Source organism: Parvibium lacunae, from assembly GCF_003335215.1.
GTDB lineage: Bacteria > Pseudomonadota > Gammaproteobacteria > Burkholderiales > Burkholderiaceae_D > Parvibium > Parvibium lacunae.
In genome coordinates this window covers 50,018-69,922 of sequence record NZ_QPGB01000007.1, presented here as the reverse complement: position 1 = coordinate 69,922, position 19,905 = coordinate 50,018, and the positions used below count along the sequence as shown (strand labels likewise).

The window sequence follows — 19,905 nt, the reverse complement described above, 5'->3', positions numbered from 1 at the left end:
CAATCTTTGCGCCTGTCTCGGCTTCTTTCAGGATGCCGATAATTTGTTCTTCCGTGAATCGCTTCTTCATGTTGCCTCCGTTGAGGCAAACTCTAATTCAATTCGGGACTAATCTCGGGGAGCAGGTTAAACGTAGCTTCGAGTCGCTGCTGGTACGCAAGGGGTTTTAATTTAGCCAAGAAAAAAACCCGCCGCAGCGGGGGTGTAAGAGGAGATTAAACATTTAATTATCAAATTTTATATTTTTTGTTTTGACAATATGCTTCATTTTGTTCAATTCAGCTTCAGTCTGTTTCTTGAACTCAGTCGGGCTGTTAGCGATTGCTGAGGCTCCTTGACCTTTAAGCTTTTCTTTCACATCTGCTAATGCAACAACTTTAATCACTGCCTCATGTAGTTTTTTTACAATGTCAGCCGGCATATTTGCAGGTCCAATAAAGCCATATGTCGCTTGTTCATTAACAGCGGGATGACCGAGCTCAATAAATGTTGGCACGTCAGGCAGAATATCCAGCCGTCTGGGGGCCGCAACAGCCAGGGCCTTTATTTTGCCGCTTTGCAGGTGGGGAATCGATGATGGGAGATTGTCAAACATCGCATCGACTTGACCGCCCAGCAAATCAGTTAATGCTGGTCCTGCGCCCCGGTAAGGAATGTGAACCATAAAAGCCTTGGCGCTTTCTTCAAATAATTCACCCATCATATGACCAATACCACATGCGCCTGAACTTGCATAAGTAAATTTGCCAGGCTTTTCTTGAATCGTTTTAAGTGCATCTTTGAAGTTGCTAGGTAATTTGGTTGGATTGATGGTCATCACATTAGGGACACCAGCGATATTAGTGACGTATGTAAAGTCTTTCATCGGGTCATAGAATAGCTTGGGGTTACAAGCGGGGTTCACTGCTAGGCTGCTTACTGTGGACATCCCAATCGTATAGCCATCGGCGGGCGCATCAGCAATTGCCTTGGTCCCAATCGCGCCACCTGCGCCAGCGCGGTTTTCAACAATAAAAGGTTGCCCCATGACTTGACTCATTTTATCTGCCATCAGTCGGGCGACGATGTCTGTTGTCCCCCCGGGGGCAAAGGGAACAATCACTTTGACTGGCTTGTTAGGATAGTCATTAGCCTGGGCGATACCTGTGCTCAGTGCCAAGATACCGAACAGGGAAAGGGTTGCCTTTTTAATCCCGTTTAATTGCATGGTGTCTCCTTGTTAAAAAATGGGCAATACAACCTACACGATGTTATGCATCTATTGCATAACATGACCGTGCCTATGCGTTGGCAGTTAAACTCAGTGGCTTTACTGCACTCACAGTGTGTTTTTATTTTGACACGTGAGCGCAAGAAAGAAAGCATCATCCTAGGAATTTGCGGAAAGTCCGGATAAGAATAATGAGGGTAAAACACCACGGATGATTCTGTGGAAACTACGTAGTGGTTGTGATGTGGCCAAGGTAAAGCGCTAGAGTAAGTGAAGTCCGTAATGGTGTTTGCGGTTTGGAGTCAGGGATAATCAGCGCACAATTAACCCAATCCATTCATAGATTGGGATTCATGGAGAGGAGCTTTTATGAGTTCAGTTAGTTCACGGGTGCTAAAAAGTAAGCGTGATTTTATGTCGGGGTTGTTCTTTATCGGCTTGGCTGCATTTGGGGTTTATCACTCAGGCCAATACGATATGGGAACTGCTGCGCGTATGGGGCCAGGCTATTTCCCCATGATGTTATCCATCGGCCTGGGTTTACTTGGCATGGTTATTCTTGTCGGGAGTTTCCTGAGTGCCGACAAGGGAGATGATGGTGAGCTTGAAACCTTCCACTGGAAACCGCTCATCATTATTTTAGGGGCCATCATTTTATTTGGGGCTCTTTTAAAGCCACTCGGCTTGATTCTCAGCCTACTGGTGTTGATCATCGTTTCCAGTTTAGGGTCTGCCGAGCGTCAATTTAAAGAGATTTTGCTCAGTTGTGCGGCGCTAGCGATTTTCGCCTGGCTGGTCTTTATCAAAGGTCTGGGTTTGGTTATTCCCGTATGGCCTGCCTTTATCAGCTAACTACCCAGTCAGGAGAAAAACATGGAATTACTCAGCAACTTGCTGGTTGGGTTTGAAACCGCACTCACCCTGCAAAATATTTTTTACTGTTTCTTCGGTGTCTTTATTGGGACTGCGATTGGCGTATTGCCTGGCTTAGGTCCGATTGCGACGATCGCCATGTTGCTCCCCGCAACGTATGGCTTACCACCGATTGCAGCACTGATTATGCTCGCTGGCATTTACTATGGCGCGCAGTACGGTGGGTCGACCACTGCTATTTTGGTGAATTTACCTGGTGAAGCGTCTTCGGTGGTGACTTGCCTTGATGGTCATGAGATGGCAAAACAAGGGCGTGCGGGTACCGCTTTGGCAACTGCTGCCCTGGCTTCATTTTTCGCGGGTACCGTCTCCACACTGGTCTTGGCAGCATTCGCCCCGGTTCTGACCGAATTTGCGCTTGAGTTTGGCCCTGCTGATTATTTTTCTCTGATGGTGTTAGGGTTGATTGGTGCGGTGGTGTTGGCCCATGGCTCCGTGATTAAAGCCGTGGCCATGATTTTTACAGGGCTACTGATCGGCATGGTGGGAACCGACGTTAACACGGGCGTTGCCCGGTTTGCTTTCGATATCCCTGAGTTGATGGATAGAATTGACTTTGTGACCATTTCGATGGGTATGTTCGGTTTTGCTGAAATCATTAAAAACCTCGAACACAAAACTGATCGCGAGATTTTGGCTGCCAAGGTAAAAGGCTTTTTCCTCTCCAAAACTGAGTTTAAGCGGGCCGCTCCTGCAACTGCACGCGGCACGATACTCGGCTCAATTCTAGGGGTACTTCCCGGTGGCGGGGCGACATTGGCGGCATTCGCGGCCTATTCGCTAGAGAAAAAAGTGTCTAAAACTCCCCAGGAGTTTGGTAAAGGCGCGATTGAAGGCGTTGCTGGTCCAGAGTCTGCCAATAATGCTGGCGCACAAACGTCATTTATTCCTCTGTTGACGCTGGGTATTCCATCTAATGCCGTGATGGCATTGATGATCGGCGCGATGATGATCCATGATATCCAGCCAGGACCGATGGTGATGTCTTCCAACCCCACCTTATTTTGGGGACTGATCGCCAGTATGTGGATTGGTAATTTGCTGTTGGTGATTTTGAACCTACCCCTCATTGGCTTGTGGGTCAAAATGCTGTCGATTCCTTATCGTATCCTTTTCCCCGCGATTCTGGTGTTCTGCTGCATTGGCTTGTTCAGCACTAACAACAATACGTTTGAGATTTATGCGGCAGTGGTGTTTGCGGTACTCGGGTATTTTTTCATCAAGATGAAGTGTGAAACAGCACCACTTTTGTTGGGCTTTGTATTGGGCCCCATGATGGAGGAGAATTTCCGTCGGGCGATGTCGATTTCCCGGGGTAATTTTGCGGTGTTTGTGGAGCGACCGATTAGCTTGGTCTTGCTGCTCTTGTCGGCGGGGCTCCTCCTCTTGGTGATTGCCCCTGGTTTCCGTAAAACGCGTGAAGCAGCCTTCCAAGAGGAAGATTAAATATGCTACGGTAATGGGATGAAAACCATGACCGTATCTTCCCAAGCCAGCCTGAAGCAACGCGCTACCTTGAACACGAAGGTGGCGCGTTTTCTTTTATCGCAAGCCAACTATCAAGCTGTGATCCCCACCCCGTTTGGTCGTTTGGGCATACGCACTGCACTGGATCAGGTATTTGAGCAGCCTGTAGTCTATGAAGTCCAGTATTTGCCGGGCGCTACCCCCTTGCTATCTCCACAGGAGGCGTTCACCAAAGAGGTTGTTGCGCAGATGGAAGCGTATCTTGCTCACCCGCAGACGGTATTTTCAGTGCCACTGGCAACACGAGGCACGCCTTTTCAACAGCGCCTGCGTGAACAAATGCTGACGATTCCGTGTGGCCAAACGCAAACCTATGGCGCGATTGCCAAACTACTCAAAAGCGGTCCGCGTGCCGTTGGCCAAGGTTGCGGCGCGAATCCTTTTCCGCTGCTGATCCCTTGTCATCGCATCGTTTCTGCCAGTGGGATAGGTGGTTTTGCGAGAGCCGATAATGGTTTTTATATTGGTGTGAAGCGTTGGCTACTCAAGCATGAAGGTGCGCTTGATGGATGAGTCGATGGCGCGCTATCTTGAGGACAGCCTTGCGAGTGTTGACCGCTTTTGCGACACATTGTGGCTGGAAGATGGCCTCACAAAAAATACGCTTGCCGCGTATCGTCGAGATCTCACCTTGTTTGCGGAATGGCTGGCCTCGCAGCATACCCACCTTCTCAGCCTCAATGAATCACACTTGCATGGCTATTTGGCAGCACGGCATGCCGACTCTCGGGCCACCAGTGTGAACCGCCGGCTTTCAACCTTTAAGCGTTTTTTTCAGCTCGCGGTTCGGCAAGGCTGGCGACCAGATGATCCGACGGTGCGCTTGCGCAATGCTAAAACCCCGCCGCGCTTACCCAAAAGTTTGAGTGAACAAGATGTCGAAAATTTACTGGATGCCCCCAATCCAGAAGACGCGTTAGGCCTGCGTGATCGCTGCATGCTGGAACTGCTCTACGCCAGCGGTCTGCGGGTATCGGAACTGGTCATGCTTAAAACCATTCAGCTTGGTCTCAATGAGGGTTTAGTCAGAATACTCGGCAAGGGAAATAAGGAACGCCTGGTCCCGATGGGCTTACCTGCCCAAACGTGGTTGAGCCGTTATCTGGCCGAAGCTCGGCCCACCTTGGTTGGGCAGGCGCGTAGTGAATATTTGTTCCTCACCCAGCGCGGCGGCCCGATGACGCGCCAAGCGTTTTGGTATCTCATTAAAAAGTATGCGCTACAGGCGAACATACTCAGCCCACTCTCGCCACACACCTTGCGGCATGCCTTTGCCACCCATCTGCTGAATCATGGTGCGGACCTGCGCGTGGTGCAGCTCTTACTCGGCCACGCAGATATTTCAACGACGCAAATATATACTCACATTGCGCGGGAGCGTTTGCAGCAACTGCATCGGGAACATCACCCCCGTGGCTGATCAGCCGGGGTCAACAAGGTAGAATAGCAACGTTACATTTATTAGCGAGAAACCCATATGTCACTGGTTTGGATCATGGCGGCTTATTTAGTTGGCTCTTTGTCGTTTGCCATTCTGGTGAGCAAAGTTTTCCACATGGCTGACCCGCGCAGCTATGGTTCAGGCAACCCTGGTGCGACCAACGTGCTGCGTAGTGGCAACAAAATTGCCGCTGCGCTAACGTTGATTGGAGACGCTTTAAAAGGGTGGTTGATCGTTTTTCTCTGCCAGCGCTACGCGACGAACGTGACCGATGGCTTGATTGCACTGGTCGCGGTTGCCGTATTCATGGGCCACCTTTATCCCATTTTTTTTAAATTTCGTGGGGGTAAAGGTGTGGCAACGGCTGCCGGTATTTTGTTTGCTCTCAACTTGACGCTCGGCGCTGCGACTGTTGCTGTGTGGCTAGCAACCGTATTGATTTTCCGAATCTCGTCACTGGGAGCCTTGGTAGCGAGTTTGTTCGCCCCATTTTTTTATATCTTGCACCAGGGGATTGACGCAATCGCAATGGCAATCATGGTGATGTGCGGCTGGCTCCTTTATCGCCACCGTGACAACATTGCCCGCTTGATGCAGGGTAAAGAAAGCAAGGTCGGGAAGAAATAAATAGGCGCTTAAGTCTGGCAAAGACATCAGCGCTTCAAATACAGCTACGCATACACACTACGCATAAAGTTCACTCTACTTTATTGCGCGCCCACCTTGACACAATCAACGTAATAGCGCTTGTTCCCTTTTTCATCTTCTTCCGCCACCAAACCATGAATATCGGTTTCGAAACCCGGGAAGCGTTCATTAAACATCCGTGCAAACTTGAGGTAATCGACAATCTTTTTATTGAAACGCTCACCCGGAATCAGCAGTGGAATACCGGGTGGATAGGGCGTAACCAGCATACTCGTCACGCGCCCTTCCAGCGCATCAATCTCCACCCGCTCCACCTCACGGTGCGCCATCAGTGACCAAGCCTTAGAGGGCTTGAGCGCTGGTTCCATATCTGACAAATACATTTCTGTGGTCAAGCGTGCAATATCGTTTTCACGGTAAACGGCGTGAATTTGGTGGCAGAGATCGCGCAAGCCTACCCGCTCATAGCGCGGATGCTTCGCCACAAACTCGGGCAGCACCCGCCATAGCGGCTGGTTTTTATCGTAATCATCTTTGAACTGCTGCAGCGCCGTGACCAGCGTATTCCAGCGGCCTTTGGTAATGCCTATCGTGAACATGATGAAGAAGGAATACAGGCCGGTCTTCTCAATAATCACACCATGTTCGGCGAGGTATTTGCTGACGATGGCGGCGGGAATGCCACGCTCGGGATCGAACTCACCATCCACTTCCAAGCCGGGGGTGATGATGGTGGCCTTGATTGGGTCGAGCATATTAAAACCGGTGGCCAGGTTACCAAAGCCGTGCCAACGATCATTGGCTTTCAGTACCCAGTCTTCACGGTCGGCCATGCCATCTTCGGCGAGGTAGTCCGGGCCCCAGACCTTAAACCACCAGTCTGCGCCCCACTCTTCATCGACTTTGCGCATGGCGCGGCGGAAGTTGAGCGCCTCAACAATCGATTCCTCCACCAGCGCCGTTCCGCCAGGGGGTTCCATCATCGCGGCCGCCACATCACAGGAAGCAATAATGGCGTACTGCGGTGAGGTCGAGGTATGCATCAGATACGCTTCGTTGAAGGCATGGCGATCTAGTTTACGTTCTTCGGAATCTTGCACCACGATTTGTGAAGCTTGCGAAATGCCGGCCAGCAACTTATGCGTGGAGTGCGTGGCAAATACCAGCGATTCTTTGGTGCGCGGGCGTTCCTTACCAATCGCGTGCATGTTTTTGTAGAAATCATGGAAGGACGCGTGGGGTAGCCACGCTTCATCAAAATGTAAGCTATCGACTTCGCCGTCTAACATGCCTTTAATCATTTCCACGTTGTACAAAATGCCATCGTAGGTAGATTGGGTAATCGTCAGTACTCGCGGCTTTTTGTTACGGTGCGCTTCACGGGCAAAAGGATTCGCTTCGATTTTTTTCTGAATATTTTCAGGCTTGAACTCTTCCATCGGGATGGGGCCGATAATCCCATAATGGTTGCGCGTGGGCATGAGGAAAACGGGAATCGCGCCGGTCATCATAATCGCGTGCAGAATGGATTTATGGCAGTTGCGATCCACCACCACAATATCCCCCGGCGCAACAGTGCTATGCCAAACGATTTTATTTGACGTGGAGGTACCGTTCGTCACAAAGAATAAGTGGTCGGCATTGAAGATGCGTGCGGCATTGCGCTCAGATGCGGCGACCGGCCCGGTGTGATCAAGCAATTGGCCGAGTTCATCTACCGCATTACACACATCGGCGCGCAACATATTTTCGCCAAAGAACTGATGGAACATTTGCCCCACCGGTGATTTCAAAAATGCCACGCCACCCGAGTGGCCGGGACAATGCCAAGAATAAGAGCCGTCATTCGCGTAATCCACCAGCGCACGGAAGAATGGCGGCGCCAAACCATCGAGATACGACTTCGCTTCACGAATAATGTGTTTGGCCACAAACTCCGGCGTGTCTTCAAACATGTGAATGAAGCCGTGGAGTTCTTTCAGAATATCGTTGGGAATGTGGCGCGAGGTTTTGGTTTCACCATATAAGTAAATCGGAATATCGGCGTTCTTGAAGCGAATTTCTTCAATAAAGCTACGCAGATTCAGCACCGCCGGATCGAGATCGGGGCCGGGGGTAAATTCCTCATCGTCAATCGACAGAATAAAGGCCGATGCCCGGCTTTGCTGCTGGGCAAATTGCGACAAATCGCCATAGCTGGTGACACCAATCACCGCCATTCCCTCACTCTCAATCGCCTCTGCCAGCGCCCGAATGCCCAAGCCCGAGGTATTCTCAGAGCGAAAATCTTCATCAATAATGACAACGGGAAAGCGAAATTTCATGGGACAGCCTTTGCTCAGTCTGGATAACAATGGAATGATTTGGCGATGCGGATTGCAGCGTAGTGAACAAGAGTTTGCCTGAATCCGTAAATGTGGCAACCTTACTCGAAATGTAAGACATTTGTTGGATCGCGATGCGTTTTCCCCACCTCAAGTTAAGTAGCTTGGGCATTGCGTAGCAAATCAGTCACACTTCGGCACGGCACAAAATACGATTCGCTCTGGTGCGATGCACACAGCCGAATCAGACTGCCAGCCTCAATTTTATCCGCTTCTAGGGTAATTACCTAAAGTCTTGTCAGGTCTTTATCTTTATACTGCGCGCCATGTGGATGCCAATGTGGCCCAAATTCGGGTTACTCTAATTGCCTTACACAAAAGTATAGGTAATGCCTTGTTTAGCAGGTTATGCGAGCAGCGTTACCAATTCAATCGAGGAGAGTGGTATGTCATTCCTGCTAGGAATATCCCGGCTGATTGATGCCGTCAATGAAAAGATTGGCGCTTGGGTTAGTTGGTTATCGTTGGTGGCCGTGATCGTCAGCAGCTTGAACGCCATCATGCGCTATAGCTTTGATTTGAGCTCGAATGCCTGGCTAGAGCTACAGTGGTACCTATTTGCCGCCGTTTTCATGCTCGCTGGGGCATACTCTTTACGCCATAACGAGCATGTACGGATCGATATTATCTTCAATAAACTGAGCCCGAAGAAGCAAGCGATTGTTGATACGTTTGGCATGCTGCTGTTTTTAACCCCGATGTGTTTAATCGTGATTTACGATGGCTGGGGCTTTTTTGCCGAATCCTGGCGCATACAAGAAATGTCTTCTAATCCCGGTGGCCTGATTCGCTGGCCGGTTAAATTATTGATTCCAGTAGGATTCACCCTGTTATTCCTGCAAGGGATTTCTCAATTGATTAAACAACTCGCTTTCTTGGCTGACCGTGCTGAGAACCCCCTGGAATATCACGAGAAGGTGCGCTAATGATGGAATTTATTATGAACAATATGGCCCCATTGATGTTTGGTGCCTTGTTTGTCTTCTTATTGATTGGCTATCCCATTGCGTTTTCCCTGGCCGCACTGGGCTTGGCTTTTGGCTGGTTAGGCTTGGAATTGGGCATGCTTAAGATTGAACAATTTCAAGGCTTGCCAAATCGTATCTTCGGCATCATGTCGAACGATAACCTCCTGGCGATTCCCTTCTTCACGTTGATGGGCTTTATCTTTGACCGCTCCGGGCTTGCTGAAGAATTACTGGAAACAATTGGTCAGTTATTCGGTTCAGTGCGCGGCGGGATTGCCTATGCTGTGATTTTCGTTGGTGCCATTCTCGGCGGTCCCGCTGGTGTCGTAGCGGCAACCGTGATCTCGATGGGCTTGATTTCCTTGCCCGTGATGTTGCGCTATGGCTATGATCGGCGTGTAGCCTCGGGGGTCATTACTTCTTCAGGGACCTTGGCCCAGATTATCCCTCCCTCGATTGTGCTGGTCGTCGTTGCCGAGCAAATGCGGGTTTCCGTCGGCGATGCCTACATTGGCGCCTTGATGCCTAGCTTGGTGCTGGTTGGGTTGTACATGGGTTACGTCTTTTTGATCTCCATGGTCAAACCTCAATGGGTGCCTGCGCTGCCGCCCGAAGCGCGCATGAAGAAAAGCCCAGAAGCTATTGTTGTCCCATTTCTCGAGCATCTTTTCTTTATCGTGCTGACCATTGCCGCTCTGTATGCAATGCGCGCGGGTTTACTCGGTAAAGGAACTGTCTTTTTTGCTACTTTGGCAATCGGCTACGGCTGGATCATGGTCCTCGCCAAGCGACACGATAAGAGCAACAAGGATATGGCGGTTGCCCGTTCTTCTGGTTTCTTCTTTGCGGTCACGCTAGTCGGTTTGGATATTTCGACCTTGGGCTTGCATGATCTGGCTAAAGGCATGGGCTGGCTGGGCAAAGAAGCGACGGGTCTGCAAGGGTTTGGCATAGAGGTGATACTGGTGTCGATTGTTGCTGGCTTGTTGATTCTCTTGCAACGCTCACTCGGTAACGCTGCACATGCGCGAGTTGTTACTGCGATGATGCCGCAAATCCTGCTGATCTTTTTGACCTTAGGGACAATTGCGACAGGCTTGGCTACCCCGACAGAGGGCGGCGCCATGGGGGCTGCAGGTACCCTCGTTCTCGCCATACTGCGTCGTAAAGTAACCTGGGAATTAATGCGCCAGGCTGTTTTAGAGACCACCAAGCTCACCAGTTTTGTATTGTTTGTGCTCGTGGGTGCCACCTTCTTCTCCTTGACTTTCTACATGCTCGACGGGCATTTGTGGGTTGAGCATATGTTTGAGGGGCTCCCCGGCGGGCGCGTGGGCTTCCTGATCGTCGTCAACCTGATGATTTTTGGTCTGGCTTTCTTCCTGGATGTGTTTGAGCTTGCTTTCATCGTAATTCCTCTACTACGTCCTGTGGTTGAAAAAATGGGGATTGATCCGGTCTGGTTTACGGTGATGTTGGGGGTCAATATGCAAACAGCTTTTATGCATCCCCCCTTTGGTTTTGCCCTGATGTATCTGCGTTCAGTTGCCCCAGAGAAGGAATACAAAGATTCCGTGACGGGTGAAACGATTGCGCCGGTCACCACCGCCCAGATCTATTGGGGAGCGGTACCCTTTGTGATCATTCAGTTATTGATGGTAGGTCTCTTGATTTTCTTTCCGGGCATTGTGTCGCATGATGAAGAAGTCAAAGTCGATGAGAACATTCAGCTCCAGGTTGACATGCCTTCTAGTCTGGATATTCCCCAGACAACAGAGGCTCCACTGGAATTGAATTTTGGTAGCTCGACCCCAGAAGCCACTAGTAAATAAAATTTACGTATAATTACTGTTAGTATTTATACTTAATTTATTAAGAAACTGCCGGTTTGGTTTACCGGCAGTTTTTTTTGCGGGGTACAATCCCAAAAAAATTGACGATAACGCTCGGAGGAAAAAAATGGATATGTTGAATTCGCCGCTCTTTTGGCTAGCATTGGCGAAAATTATGTGGGTCAATATTTTATTATCAGGTGACAATGCCGTTGTGATTGCCTTGGCCGCCAGAAACTTGCCGCCCAAGCAGCAAAAAAATGCCATTTTGTTTGGTAGTGCAGCCGCTATCATTATGCGGGTCGTGTTGACTATTTTTGCGGTCAAAATGCTGCAATGGCCCTTTTTAAAGCTCATCGGCAGTGTTTTATTGATCTGGATCGGTATTCAACTGATGCTCCCTGAGGAAGAGGGCGGTCACGGCGATGCAGCGGATAACTTGCTGCAAGCAATTAAAACCATTTTGATTGCCGACTTGGTGATGAGTCTCGACAATGTGATTGCGGTCGCTGCGGCGGCTGATGCAGCGCCCCCTGAAGCAAAAATGACGCTATTGGTATTGGGCTTGGGGTTGAGTATTCCCCTGATTATTTTTGGCAGCACCCTGATTCTCAAAGTAATGGATCGCTTCCCTGTGATTATTACGCTGGGTGCAGCGTTACTGGGGTTTGTCGCAGGTGAGATGTTGGTAGGTGATCCGATTATCCCTGCTGCTTGGGCCCATACACTGCATCAGTTTGAATATGTGATTGCGGGCGGCTGTGCGATTCTTGTTGTCGTGTTAGGCACTTACTTTGCTAAACGCAAACATCGTTCGGCGTCGACGACGCCTGCTTAGTCACGAAACGACTTAGCATTGATCTAATAAAAAACCCCGCCTCGGCGGGGTTTTTTATTAGGCATGAAGCAATTACACTTTTTGGTTGAAGGCAAAGGTTGCGAACCCTTGCTCAGCGACTTTCGCCCACTGGTAGCTTTCATTACGGAAACGATTCCAGGGTTCATAAAGCTTCTTGAACGCTGGGTTTTTGCCAGACTCATCTGCATAGATTTCCTGGGCAGCTTTAAAGGCAGCATCCATGACATCGCGTGGATACGCATGTAACTTGGCTCCTTTTGAGAGCAGTGAGGCCAACGCGCGTGGGTTTTTCGCGTCGTATTCAGCCATCATCCGTACGTTGGCTTCGGCGCAAGCGGCTTCAACAATTTCTTTGTAGGCCTGGGGTAATTTTTCCCATTCTTTGGCGTTGATCAGGAAGGAGAGGTTGGGACCCGGTTCCCACCAGCCAGGGTAGTAGTAGTTTGGCGCCACTTTGAAGAAACCCAGTTTCTCATCGTCATAAGGGCCAACCCATTCAGCGGCATCAATCGTACCCTTTTCGAGAGAGGGATAAATATCGCCACCCGGAATCGCTTGCGGTACCGCGCCTAGCTTGGCGAATACTTCACCACCGATACCAGGGATGCGCATTTTCAAACCTTTGATATCTTCCAGGCTTTTGATTTCTTTGCGGAACCAGCCCCCCATTTGAACGCCGGTGTTACCACCAGGGAAGTTAACGACATTAAACTCACGGTAAAAGTCTCGCAGTAATGCCATCCCGCCACCGAAGTAGGTCCAAGCATTTTGTTGGCGAGCAGTCAGCCCAAAGGGCAGTGCGGTATCGAAGGCAAAGGCCTTATTCTTACCCACAAAATAATATGATGCAGTGTGAGTGATTTCGACAGTACCGTTTTGCACGGCATCGAGTGTGCCGAACGCAGGAACAATTTCACCGGCAGCAAAAACCCGAATATCAAAGCGACCTTCGGTGGCAGCTTTAACGCGCTTGGCCATATCTTCTGCGGCTTGATAAATCGTATCCAGGCTTTTCGGGAAGCTCGACGCCAAGCGCCATTTGATGGTTGGTTGTGCTTGTGCAATTGCTGGGGCGGCAAGGGTAGCCACAGCGGCACCGGCACCTGCTTTTTTCATAAAGGAACGGCGTTCCATATTGTCTCTCTCCTTCGTTATGGGAAGCAAACAACCTAGCAACTGCTAGGGCTAAGACATAGACTTACCATTGAGTATTAAGTTCTGTCTAGTGCAAAGATATTAAACCGAATACCTCATTGTTGGCGTGTGAAAATTTTTACTGTCTCGCAATTTGCAGCAAAAATGCAAAAACCCTGCCGAAGCAGGGTTTTCACTAGTTGCTTAAAAGCGGATTGAGGCTTAGACCTTTTGGTTAAAGGCAAACGCAGCAAAGCCTTGTTCAGCAACGCGGAACCACTGATAAGAATCATTACGGAAACGATTCCACTGATCAAAAATCTTTTTGAACTGAGGGTTCTTCGCATTTTCTTCGGCCAAGAGGTCTTGCGAGGCTTTAAATGCAGCCGCCAAGACATCATTTGGATAACGGTGCAGTTTCGCGCCTTTCGCCAGCAGGGAGGCCAGAGCGCGAGGGTTTTTCGCGTCATACTCAGCTTGCATTTTTACATGGGCTTCAGCTGCGGCCGCTTCTAGGGCTGCCTTGTAGGTTGCAGGCAGTTTTTCCCATTCCTTGGCATTGATGTAAAACGAAAGCTGCGTGCTGGATTCCCAGAAGCCAGGGTAATAGTAGTTCGGGGCGACTTTGAAGAAGCCAAGCTTTTCATCATCGTAAGGACCAACCCACTCTGCGGCATCAATGGTTCCCTTTTCCAATGAGGGATAAATATCGCCACCAGGAATCGCTTGGGGAACCACGCCAAGGCGGGACATCACTTCACCCCCGAAACCAGGAATGCGCATTTTGACCCCTTTCAAATCTTCAACAGATTTGATCTCTTTGCGCCACCAGCCGCCCATTTGGGTGCCTGTATTGCCGCCAGGCATATTGATAATGTTGAATTCACGGAAGAATTCGCGTGTTGCAGCAAGCCCACCACCGTGGTACATCCAGGCAGTTTGCTGGCGGGAAGTTAGGCCAAATGGAATAGCACAATCGAAACAGAAGGTTTTATTTTTGCCGACGAAATAGTAAGAAGCAGTATGTGCCATTTCAACCGTACCGTTTTGCACGGCGTCTGCAACCCCGAATGCCGGGACCACTTCTCCAGCGGCAAAAACACGGATATCAAACTTACCATCGGTTAATTCCTTGACACGCTTGGCCATGTCTTCTGCTGCCTGATAAATGGTATCCAGGCTTTTCGGGAAGCTGGATGCCAAGCGCCATTTGATTGATGGTTCATTCGCAATGGCGGGTGCAGCGAGTGTCGTGGCGGCAGCCGCAGCAGCGCCTGTGCTAGCTTGTTTCAGAAAGGAACGGCGTTCCATGGAGTCTCCTCAGCATTATTAAAAAATCACCTGCTACCCGGTGACGGCACGCTGCATTAACCGCTCCCCTGTCGATGGCTCGATTGCAGCATGTAGGCATACGAATCACTTCGTTAGCGACTGAATTTTATGGAACTCTATGCTGAAAAAAACTCAGGGAATTCCCTTGAATTGAGGGGGTCTAGGGAAAACCCCTAGCGACGAGATGAGACTTGATAGCTGCTGTACCAGCTGTGCTAAAGAGGCGGGATGGCTTGATCTGCCGGCCCCGACAATCGTATTAATTGCCGGCAACCTGCATGGATTCAATCAAGATTGAACCCGTGGTTTTGGTCCCTCTTGTGAGGTAATCGGCACCAACTGCAACGATGTCACGCAGCATGGTTTTAAGATTACTCGCAATGGTAATTTCCTCGACCGGATATTGAATGACGCCATTTTCTACCCAATAGCCAAACGCCCCACGTGAGTAATCACCGGTGACATAATTTACGCCTTGGCCCATCAGTTCGGTGACAAATAGGCCTGTGCCGAGTTTGCGCAGCATAGCAGGCAGATCATCGTTTGGTATAGTTTGGGTGCTGGTCAGACTGAGGTTATGCGCCCCGCCTGCATTCCCCGTTGTGGGTAAGCCGAGTTTGCGGCCACTGTAGGTAGACAGAAAATAACCGGCAACGACACCGTCTTTAATAATTTGCCGACGGGCAGTCCGGCACCCTTCATCGTCAAACGAGGCACTTCCCATACCACCCTGTAAGGTCGGATCATCCCAGACCTGGAGATGCGGTGCGAGCACTTGTTGGCCCAGACTGTTTAATAAAAAACTGGATTGACGATAGAGTGCGCCACCACTAAGGGCTTGGGTTAAGGCACCCAATAACCCCGCCGCCAGTGGCGCTTCGAAGAGGACCGGCACCCGTCTTGTACTGAGCCGACGCGCATGCAGGCGGGCTAACGCACGCTCCGCTGCATAACGGCCAATCGCCGCCGGTGCTGCCAGCTTCGCTGGATCGCGTTGTGAGCTATACCAATCATCTCGTTGCATGATGTTTCGACCAGACTGCGCGATGGGCGCACAGGCAATACTGTGACGTGAATATGGATACCCTCCCATAAAACCACGTGAGTTCGCGAGGATGAAGTGCCCGTGTTGCGCATGGACCGACGCCCCATCCGAGTTACGAATTTGCTTGCTGGTCGCAAAGGCCGCCGCTTCTGTGGTTTGGGCTATCTGAATGGCTGTTGTGGCATCGATATTCCAGGGGGTATACAACCCTAAATCATGCGGCGAGTTTTGCAACGATTCAGGCTCAGGCAAGCCCGCACAGTCATCAACCGCTGTGTAGCGGGCGATATCGTAAGCGGCTTGTACGGTCGCCTTGAGGGCATCCAAGCTGAAATCTGACGAACTGGCATGGCCTCGACGATAGCCTTGTTGCCCTGCTTCAGCCGGCAAATAGATGGTGACACCCATGCCTTTATCGCGGTTGTGCTCAATTGTTTCCACTGCCCCCTTGCGTACTGAGACAGACAAGCCATGACCATCGGAAAACTCAGTGCTGCAATCACTGGCTCCCAGTGCTTTCGCCAGGTGCAACACATGTTGCGCGAGACTTTGCAGGGTTTCTGTGGAATAAGCAAAAGTAGGTGAAGCAGGAGTAGCCATAGTCATCAATAATCTTCGAACGATGCGCAGAACAGAATAGACAAATCAATATGAGGTTATCATAACAGCCTGTAGAACCTAATCCATAGCCTTGTCATGTCTACCCTATACGAGAAAGGGCTTGATCCCGATGCAATCGACGATCGGCCCAGTAAAACCCGCCGCAAAAAAGAGATGCATGCGCTCCAAGATCTGGGTGAGCAGCTCGTTGATCTTTCCAAAGATCGACTCCGTCAGGTTCCACTCGATGAGGGATTGCGTGGCGCGATTGAACTGGCCCAACGGATTACGACCCATGAAGGAAAACGCCGTCAGTTGCAGTACATTGGTAAGTTAATGCGGAATACCGATACCAGTGCAATCAAAACGCTGTTGGATTTGTGGTCGGGTGAGTCAAAAGCGGCCACGGCGCAGTTGCATCTACTAGAACGGTGGCGTGAGCGCCTGATCGAAAATGATGAGGTGCTGACGGAGTTTGCTGCCGCCTACCCCCAGGCGCAGGCTGAAATCCAGACTTTGCGTACCTGTATCCGTAATGCACGGAAAGAAAAAGAAATGAATAAACCACCCAAAGCCTACCGAGAGCTGTTTCAACTGCTCAAGCAATGGTTGTAGAGGGGCTTCTATGTTGAAAATTGGTTTGGTAGCGACCTCTGACCGCGCGAGCCAAGGCGTCTATGAAGACAAAGGCTTACCCGCACTCAATGCATGGTTAGAGAGTGCGCTGGCTAGCCCTTGGCAAGCCATGGCTCGGCTCATTCCTGATGACCAAGCCGAGATTGAACGGACGCTGATTGACTTAGTCGATACCGAAGGGTGTCACTTGGTGCTGACCACGGGCGGGACGGGCCCGGCCCCACGCGATGTCACACCTGATGCAACGTTGGCCGTTGCCGACCGCCTCATGCCGGGCTTTGGTGAACAAATGCGACAAATTAGCTTGCATTTTGTCCCCACCGCTATTCTGTCGCGCCAAGTTGGTGTGATACGACAGCGTTGTTTAATTCTGAACTTACCCGGCCAGCCCAAAGCGATTGCAGAAACCCTCGCGGGAGTGATAGACCCCGAGGGCAACACCCTCGTCCCAGGCATTTTCGCCGCCGTTCCCTATTGCATCGAATTACTCGGCGGTCCGTATATCGAGACTCACCCGACGGTTTGCCGCGCTTTTCGCCCAAAATCTGCTTCACAGCCAGCCACTAAGTGACCACCATGACGCCCCTTGACTTTATAACGATTGAAACTGGTCCCAATCCCCAAGCCCTAGTCATTTGGATGCATGGGCTCGGTGCCGATGGGAATGACTTTGTCCCGATAGTCGACGAACTCAATCTGGACGGTTGCCCCGACATTCGCTTTATTTTTCCTCATGCCCCAATGATCCCGGTCACAATCAATGGGGGGTATGTCATGCGGGCCTGGTACGATATTCTGAGTAGTGACCTGGTGCGGCGCGAAGATGAGGCGGGGCTGCGGACCTCACAACTACAGATTGAAACCCTGCTCGCGCAGCAAGCCGCGCTGGGGATTCCTGCAGAGCGCACCATTCTTGCTGGGTTTTCTCAAGGGGGCGCGATGACATTACAGGTCGGCTTACGCTATGCCGAGCGGCTGGCGGGATTAATTGTGCTCTCAGCATATGCGCCACTGATCGATGTATTACCGCGTGAGTTGCAATCAGTGCAAACGCAAACGCCCATTTTCATGGCGCACGGGACGGAAGATCCAATCGTTCCCTATACCCGCGGACAAGCAACCCGAGACGCATTGCAAGCGCTTCATTGCCAGGTTGAATGGCATGAATATCCCATGCCGCATTCTGTGTGCTGGCAAGAGATCAGTGCGATTGGCCAGTTCTTGAAAAAAGTATTAATCCCGAATTGAGCTGAGCGTATAGAAAACCTCACGCCGCTCTGCCACTGGTAGGATTCAGTTAAGGGTTTTCCGATTGCCGCTGGCGTGATTGTAACCAAGCGAGCAAACGTGCGGCACAGAGTGCTGCAAGAATGGCGAGTGGGAATCCCCAGCTTGCTGACAGCACAGCTTCGCCCTGCGTGTTTGCCGCAAAGCCGAATGCGAGCGCGGCAAAGAAAATCATAAAGCTGAAAATACCCAGTAGAAAACCCCGGACTATCAGATACGTTGCCGTTGTGCCATATAGCCGTAGCGTGAAAACTGGTAAAACTGAACCCGAGATCGGGATACCCAATAGCAGCCCACTCCAGGCACTCCCCAAATGAGGGGCACTGTAACCAATCGTTAAGGCCAATAAAACAGCAAACAGAATACGGGCAATGAGTTCGCTCTGGGGAATCCGTAACCGTGCTGGTATATGGGTGGTGTGCGGCAACAGACGGACACTCAACATCCAGCCTGCCAGTGCCCAGGCTATCCAGCCAAGGGCAAGGGCTTTGGGCTCAGAAAAGGGTAACACTACCTGCTGGCAAAGGTAGGCACTGGGCAGATAAGTCAGGTACGCGGCGCTCAGACAAAGCCACCATTTCCCGTATCGAGCGAGTGCTACAAAAGCCAAACAGAATAGGCCGATTGCGGGGATCACCTGGAGCGTCGCAATGGCGGTTTGGTGGACAAACCCGACACCCAAGTCGAGCGCCATAAAAATACAAATTGGGGCCGCGATCATGGGCAATCCAGCAATCCAGCCAGAAACACGATGGCCCCAATATTTCCCTGCCTGACTCGCAATAAATACCGCTAGACCAACGAGACAAGCTTTGAGCATGACTAGCACAGTCAGACTCCTTAGTAGGCAGACGAAAAATGAAAAAGCCCTGAGCGCTTCAGGGCTAATAACGGATATTTCATGTGCAAAACTGGCGGAGCGGACGGGGCTCGAACCCGCGACCCCCGGCGTGACAGGCCGGTATTCTAACCAACTGAACTACCGCTCCGCAGCGGTGATAAATCATTGATTAAACGAAATCAAACGGAAATGATCGCACAATCAAGCTTCGAATTATTTCATAGAAACTGGGGGCTTGTCCAGTTTCAAGCGCTTGGATTAATCTGCAAGGCGGGGTTCGTATGACCACTGCGTAAATCCATCACAACCAATTTGCCATGTTCGGCAGCACTCTTGATGGTATCCAGTCGGTTCGTTTCCATTAGCAGCGTGAGCACATCGCGCTCATCGACCCCATTCGCTGCCGCAGCTCTGACCGCCTCGCTGAGACCCTGAGCAAGAATCTTGCGGGCTTGCGCCAAACCTTGTGCCCGCAAAAGCTGTGACTCAGCCTCAGCTTTAGACTCACCCACAATCAAAATCCGCTTGGCTTCGGCTTCTTGCTCAGCCGCCTCTTTCTCTCTTTTGCTGGCAACAACCCGGTTAAAGGCAGCTTGCACTTCAGCCGAAACAGTCGGTTGATCAACCAGCACCCCTTCGATTCGAAAACCGTAATCACTCATGCGTGCGACCAGTTCATTCTGGATCGTCGATACCAAATGATCTCTATCTTTAAAGAGATCAGAGAGATCCATGTTGGCAGTAATCGAGCGTAAGGTATTCAGTACCCAGACTTTGATTTGCTCCTGCGGATTTGCTAGCTTGTAGTAAGCGTCGGCAGCACGCTCGGGTTGCACTTGCACCATCAACGTAACAGGCAAATTCACAAACATGTTGTCAGCCGTTTTAATTTCAACCTGGGCTGGAATTTGTTGAATCCGTAAGTCTAGCTTCCCGGAAATTTGCTGGATTCCCGGAATAATCCAGTTTAATCCGGGGGTCAGTGTGCGTGAATATTTACCAAAGGTTTCGACGATAGCCACCTCTTGTTGCCGGATGATTCTTAAGCCGGCAAAGAGGATAACCACGACGATGGCGGCAGCGACGAAGATATCCATCAATCTTTTCTCCTGGTTAAGGCGTGTGGCGATAAAGCCAAACTGTACACCAATAAATTGACAGCCGTTGTATCCACCGCTTTTCAAATAAGTGGCTATGATAAAGTTTGGTTACGGCTTCCGTTTGCCTG

Annotated in this window: 18 protein-coding genes and 1 tRNA gene; 11 read left to right on the top strand and 8 right to left on the bottom strand. The window is 50.5% G+C overall.

What is annotated here, in order from left to right:
- Positions 1–223 precede the first annotated feature (223 nt).
- A complete protein-coding gene (locus DU000_RS12385) occupies positions 224–1,207 on the bottom strand; it encodes a Bug family tripartite tricarboxylate transporter substrate binding protein (protein WP_114403719.1) in 984 nt (327 codons plus the stop codon).
- A gap of 372 nt (positions 1,208–1,579) precedes the next feature.
- Between DU000_RS12385 and DU000_RS12380 the strand changes: the two genes are divergently transcribed.
- Genes DU000_RS12380 through plsY form a run of 5 tightly spaced genes read left to right on the top strand, consistent with a single transcriptional unit; the run spans position 1,580 to position 5,738 of the window.
- Positions 1,580–2,062, top strand: coding sequence for a tripartite tricarboxylate transporter TctB family protein (locus DU000_RS12380; protein WP_114403718.1), 483 nt, complete (start codon positions 1,580–1,582; stop codon positions 2,060–2,062).
- Between the two features lie 21 nt (positions 2,063–2,083).
- Entirely contained in the window at positions 2,084–3,589 is a 1,506-nt protein-coding gene (locus DU000_RS12375) for a tripartite tricarboxylate transporter permease (protein ID WP_114403717.1), read from the top strand.
- A 27-nt stretch (positions 3,590–3,616) separates the two neighbouring features.
- Positions 3,617–4,183 carry a methylated-DNA--[protein]-cysteine S-methyltransferase gene (locus DU000_RS12370; protein WP_114403728.1) on the top strand — a complete coding sequence of 189 codons (567 nt, stop codon included), beginning with the start codon at positions 3,617–3,619 and terminating at the stop codon, positions 4,181–4,183.
- 4 nt (positions 4,184–4,187) lie between these two features.
- Positions 4,188–5,090, top strand: coding sequence for a site-specific tyrosine recombinase XerD (xerD, locus tag DU000_RS12365; RefSeq protein ID WP_114403727.1), 903 nt, complete (start codon positions 4,188–4,190; stop codon positions 5,088–5,090).
- A 57-nt stretch (positions 5,091–5,147) separates the two neighbouring features.
- Positions 5,148–5,738, top strand: coding sequence for a glycerol-3-phosphate 1-O-acyltransferase PlsY (gene plsY / locus DU000_RS12360; protein WP_114403716.1), 591 nt, complete (start codon positions 5,148–5,150; stop codon positions 5,736–5,738).
- 80 nt (positions 5,739–5,818) lie between these two features.
- Here plsY and DU000_RS12355 read toward each other — a convergent pair whose 3' ends face one another.
- Positions 5,819–8,083, bottom strand: a complete 2,265-nt coding sequence (locus tag DU000_RS12355; protein ID WP_114403715.1) for an arginine/lysine/ornithine decarboxylase — start codon at positions 8,081–8,083, stop codon at positions 5,819–5,821.
- A 446-nt stretch (positions 8,084–8,529) separates the two neighbouring features.
- Between DU000_RS12355 and DU000_RS12350 the strand changes: the two genes are divergently transcribed.
- From DU000_RS12350 to DU000_RS12340, 3 genes are all read left to right on the top strand, one after another.
- Positions 8,530–9,069 (top strand): TRAP transporter small permease subunit, encoded by a 540-nt coding sequence (locus DU000_RS12350; RefSeq protein WP_114403714.1) that lies wholly within the window; start codon positions 8,530–8,532, stop codon positions 9,067–9,069.
- Positions 9,070–9,071: 2 nt separating this feature from the next.
- The gene (locus tag DU000_RS13030) at positions 9,072–10,943 is read left to right on the top strand and encodes a TRAP transporter large permease (RefSeq protein ID WP_114403713.1); all 1,872 of its coding nucleotides are present in this window, start codon (positions 9,072–9,074) and stop codon (positions 10,941–10,943) included.
- 127 nt (positions 10,944–11,070) lie between these two features.
- A complete protein-coding gene (locus DU000_RS12340) occupies positions 11,071–11,781 on the top strand; it encodes a TerC family protein (protein ID WP_114403712.1) in 711 nt (236 codons plus the stop codon).
- A gap of 72 nt (positions 11,782–11,853) precedes the next feature.
- Here DU000_RS12340 and DU000_RS12335 read toward each other — a convergent pair whose 3' ends face one another.
- The 3 genes from DU000_RS12335 to pmbA form a co-directional block, all read right to left on the bottom strand.
- A complete protein-coding gene (locus DU000_RS12335; RefSeq protein WP_114403711.1) occupies positions 11,854–12,936 on the bottom strand; it encodes a TRAP transporter substrate-binding protein in 1,083 nt (360 codons plus the stop codon).
- A 222-nt stretch (positions 12,937–13,158) separates the two neighbouring features.
- Complete coding sequence (locus DU000_RS12330; RefSeq protein ID WP_114403710.1) at positions 13,159–14,247, bottom strand: TRAP transporter substrate-binding protein; 1,089 nt, start codon at positions 14,245–14,247, stop codon at positions 13,159–13,161.
- 280 nt (positions 14,248–14,527) lie between these two features.
- The gene (gene pmbA, locus DU000_RS12325) at positions 14,528–15,913 is read right to left on the bottom strand and encodes a metalloprotease PmbA (protein WP_420812158.1); all 1,386 of its coding nucleotides are present in this window, start codon (positions 15,911–15,913) and stop codon (positions 14,528–14,530) included.
- Positions 15,914–16,009: 96 nt separating this feature from the next.
- Between pmbA and yjgA the strand changes: the two genes are divergently transcribed.
- The 3 genes from yjgA to DU000_RS12310 are packed head-to-tail and all read left to right on the top strand — an operon-like array spanning position 16,010 to position 17,797.
- The gene (gene yjgA, locus DU000_RS12320; RefSeq protein ID WP_114403708.1) at positions 16,010–16,528 is read left to right on the top strand and encodes a ribosome biogenesis factor YjgA; all 519 of its coding nucleotides are present in this window, start codon (positions 16,010–16,012) and stop codon (positions 16,526–16,528) included.
- A gap of 10 nt (positions 16,529–16,538) precedes the next feature.
- Positions 16,539–17,120 (top strand): molybdopterin adenylyltransferase, encoded by a 582-nt coding sequence (gene mog / locus DU000_RS12315; protein ID WP_114403707.1) that lies wholly within the window; start codon positions 16,539–16,541, stop codon positions 17,118–17,120.
- 5 nt (positions 17,121–17,125) lie between these two features.
- Positions 17,126–17,797 (top strand): alpha/beta hydrolase, encoded by a 672-nt coding sequence (locus DU000_RS12310; RefSeq protein ID WP_114403706.1) that lies wholly within the window; start codon positions 17,126–17,128, stop codon positions 17,795–17,797.
- A 49-nt stretch (positions 17,798–17,846) separates the two neighbouring features.
- Here DU000_RS12310 and DU000_RS12305 read toward each other — a convergent pair whose 3' ends face one another.
- From DU000_RS12305 to DU000_RS12295, 3 genes are all read right to left on the bottom strand, one after another.
- Complete coding sequence (locus tag DU000_RS12305) at positions 17,847–18,665, bottom strand: hypothetical protein (protein WP_147267025.1); 819 nt, start codon at positions 18,663–18,665, stop codon at positions 17,847–17,849.
- A gap of 83 nt (positions 18,666–18,748) precedes the next feature.
- Positions 18,749–18,825: transfer RNA gene (locus DU000_RS12300), tRNA-Asp, on the bottom strand.
- Between the two features lie 97 nt (positions 18,826–18,922).
- Positions 18,923–19,774, bottom strand: coding sequence for an SPFH domain-containing protein (locus DU000_RS12295; protein ID WP_114403704.1), 852 nt, complete (start codon positions 19,772–19,774; stop codon positions 18,923–18,925).
- Positions 19,775–19,905: the final 131 nt, after the last annotated feature.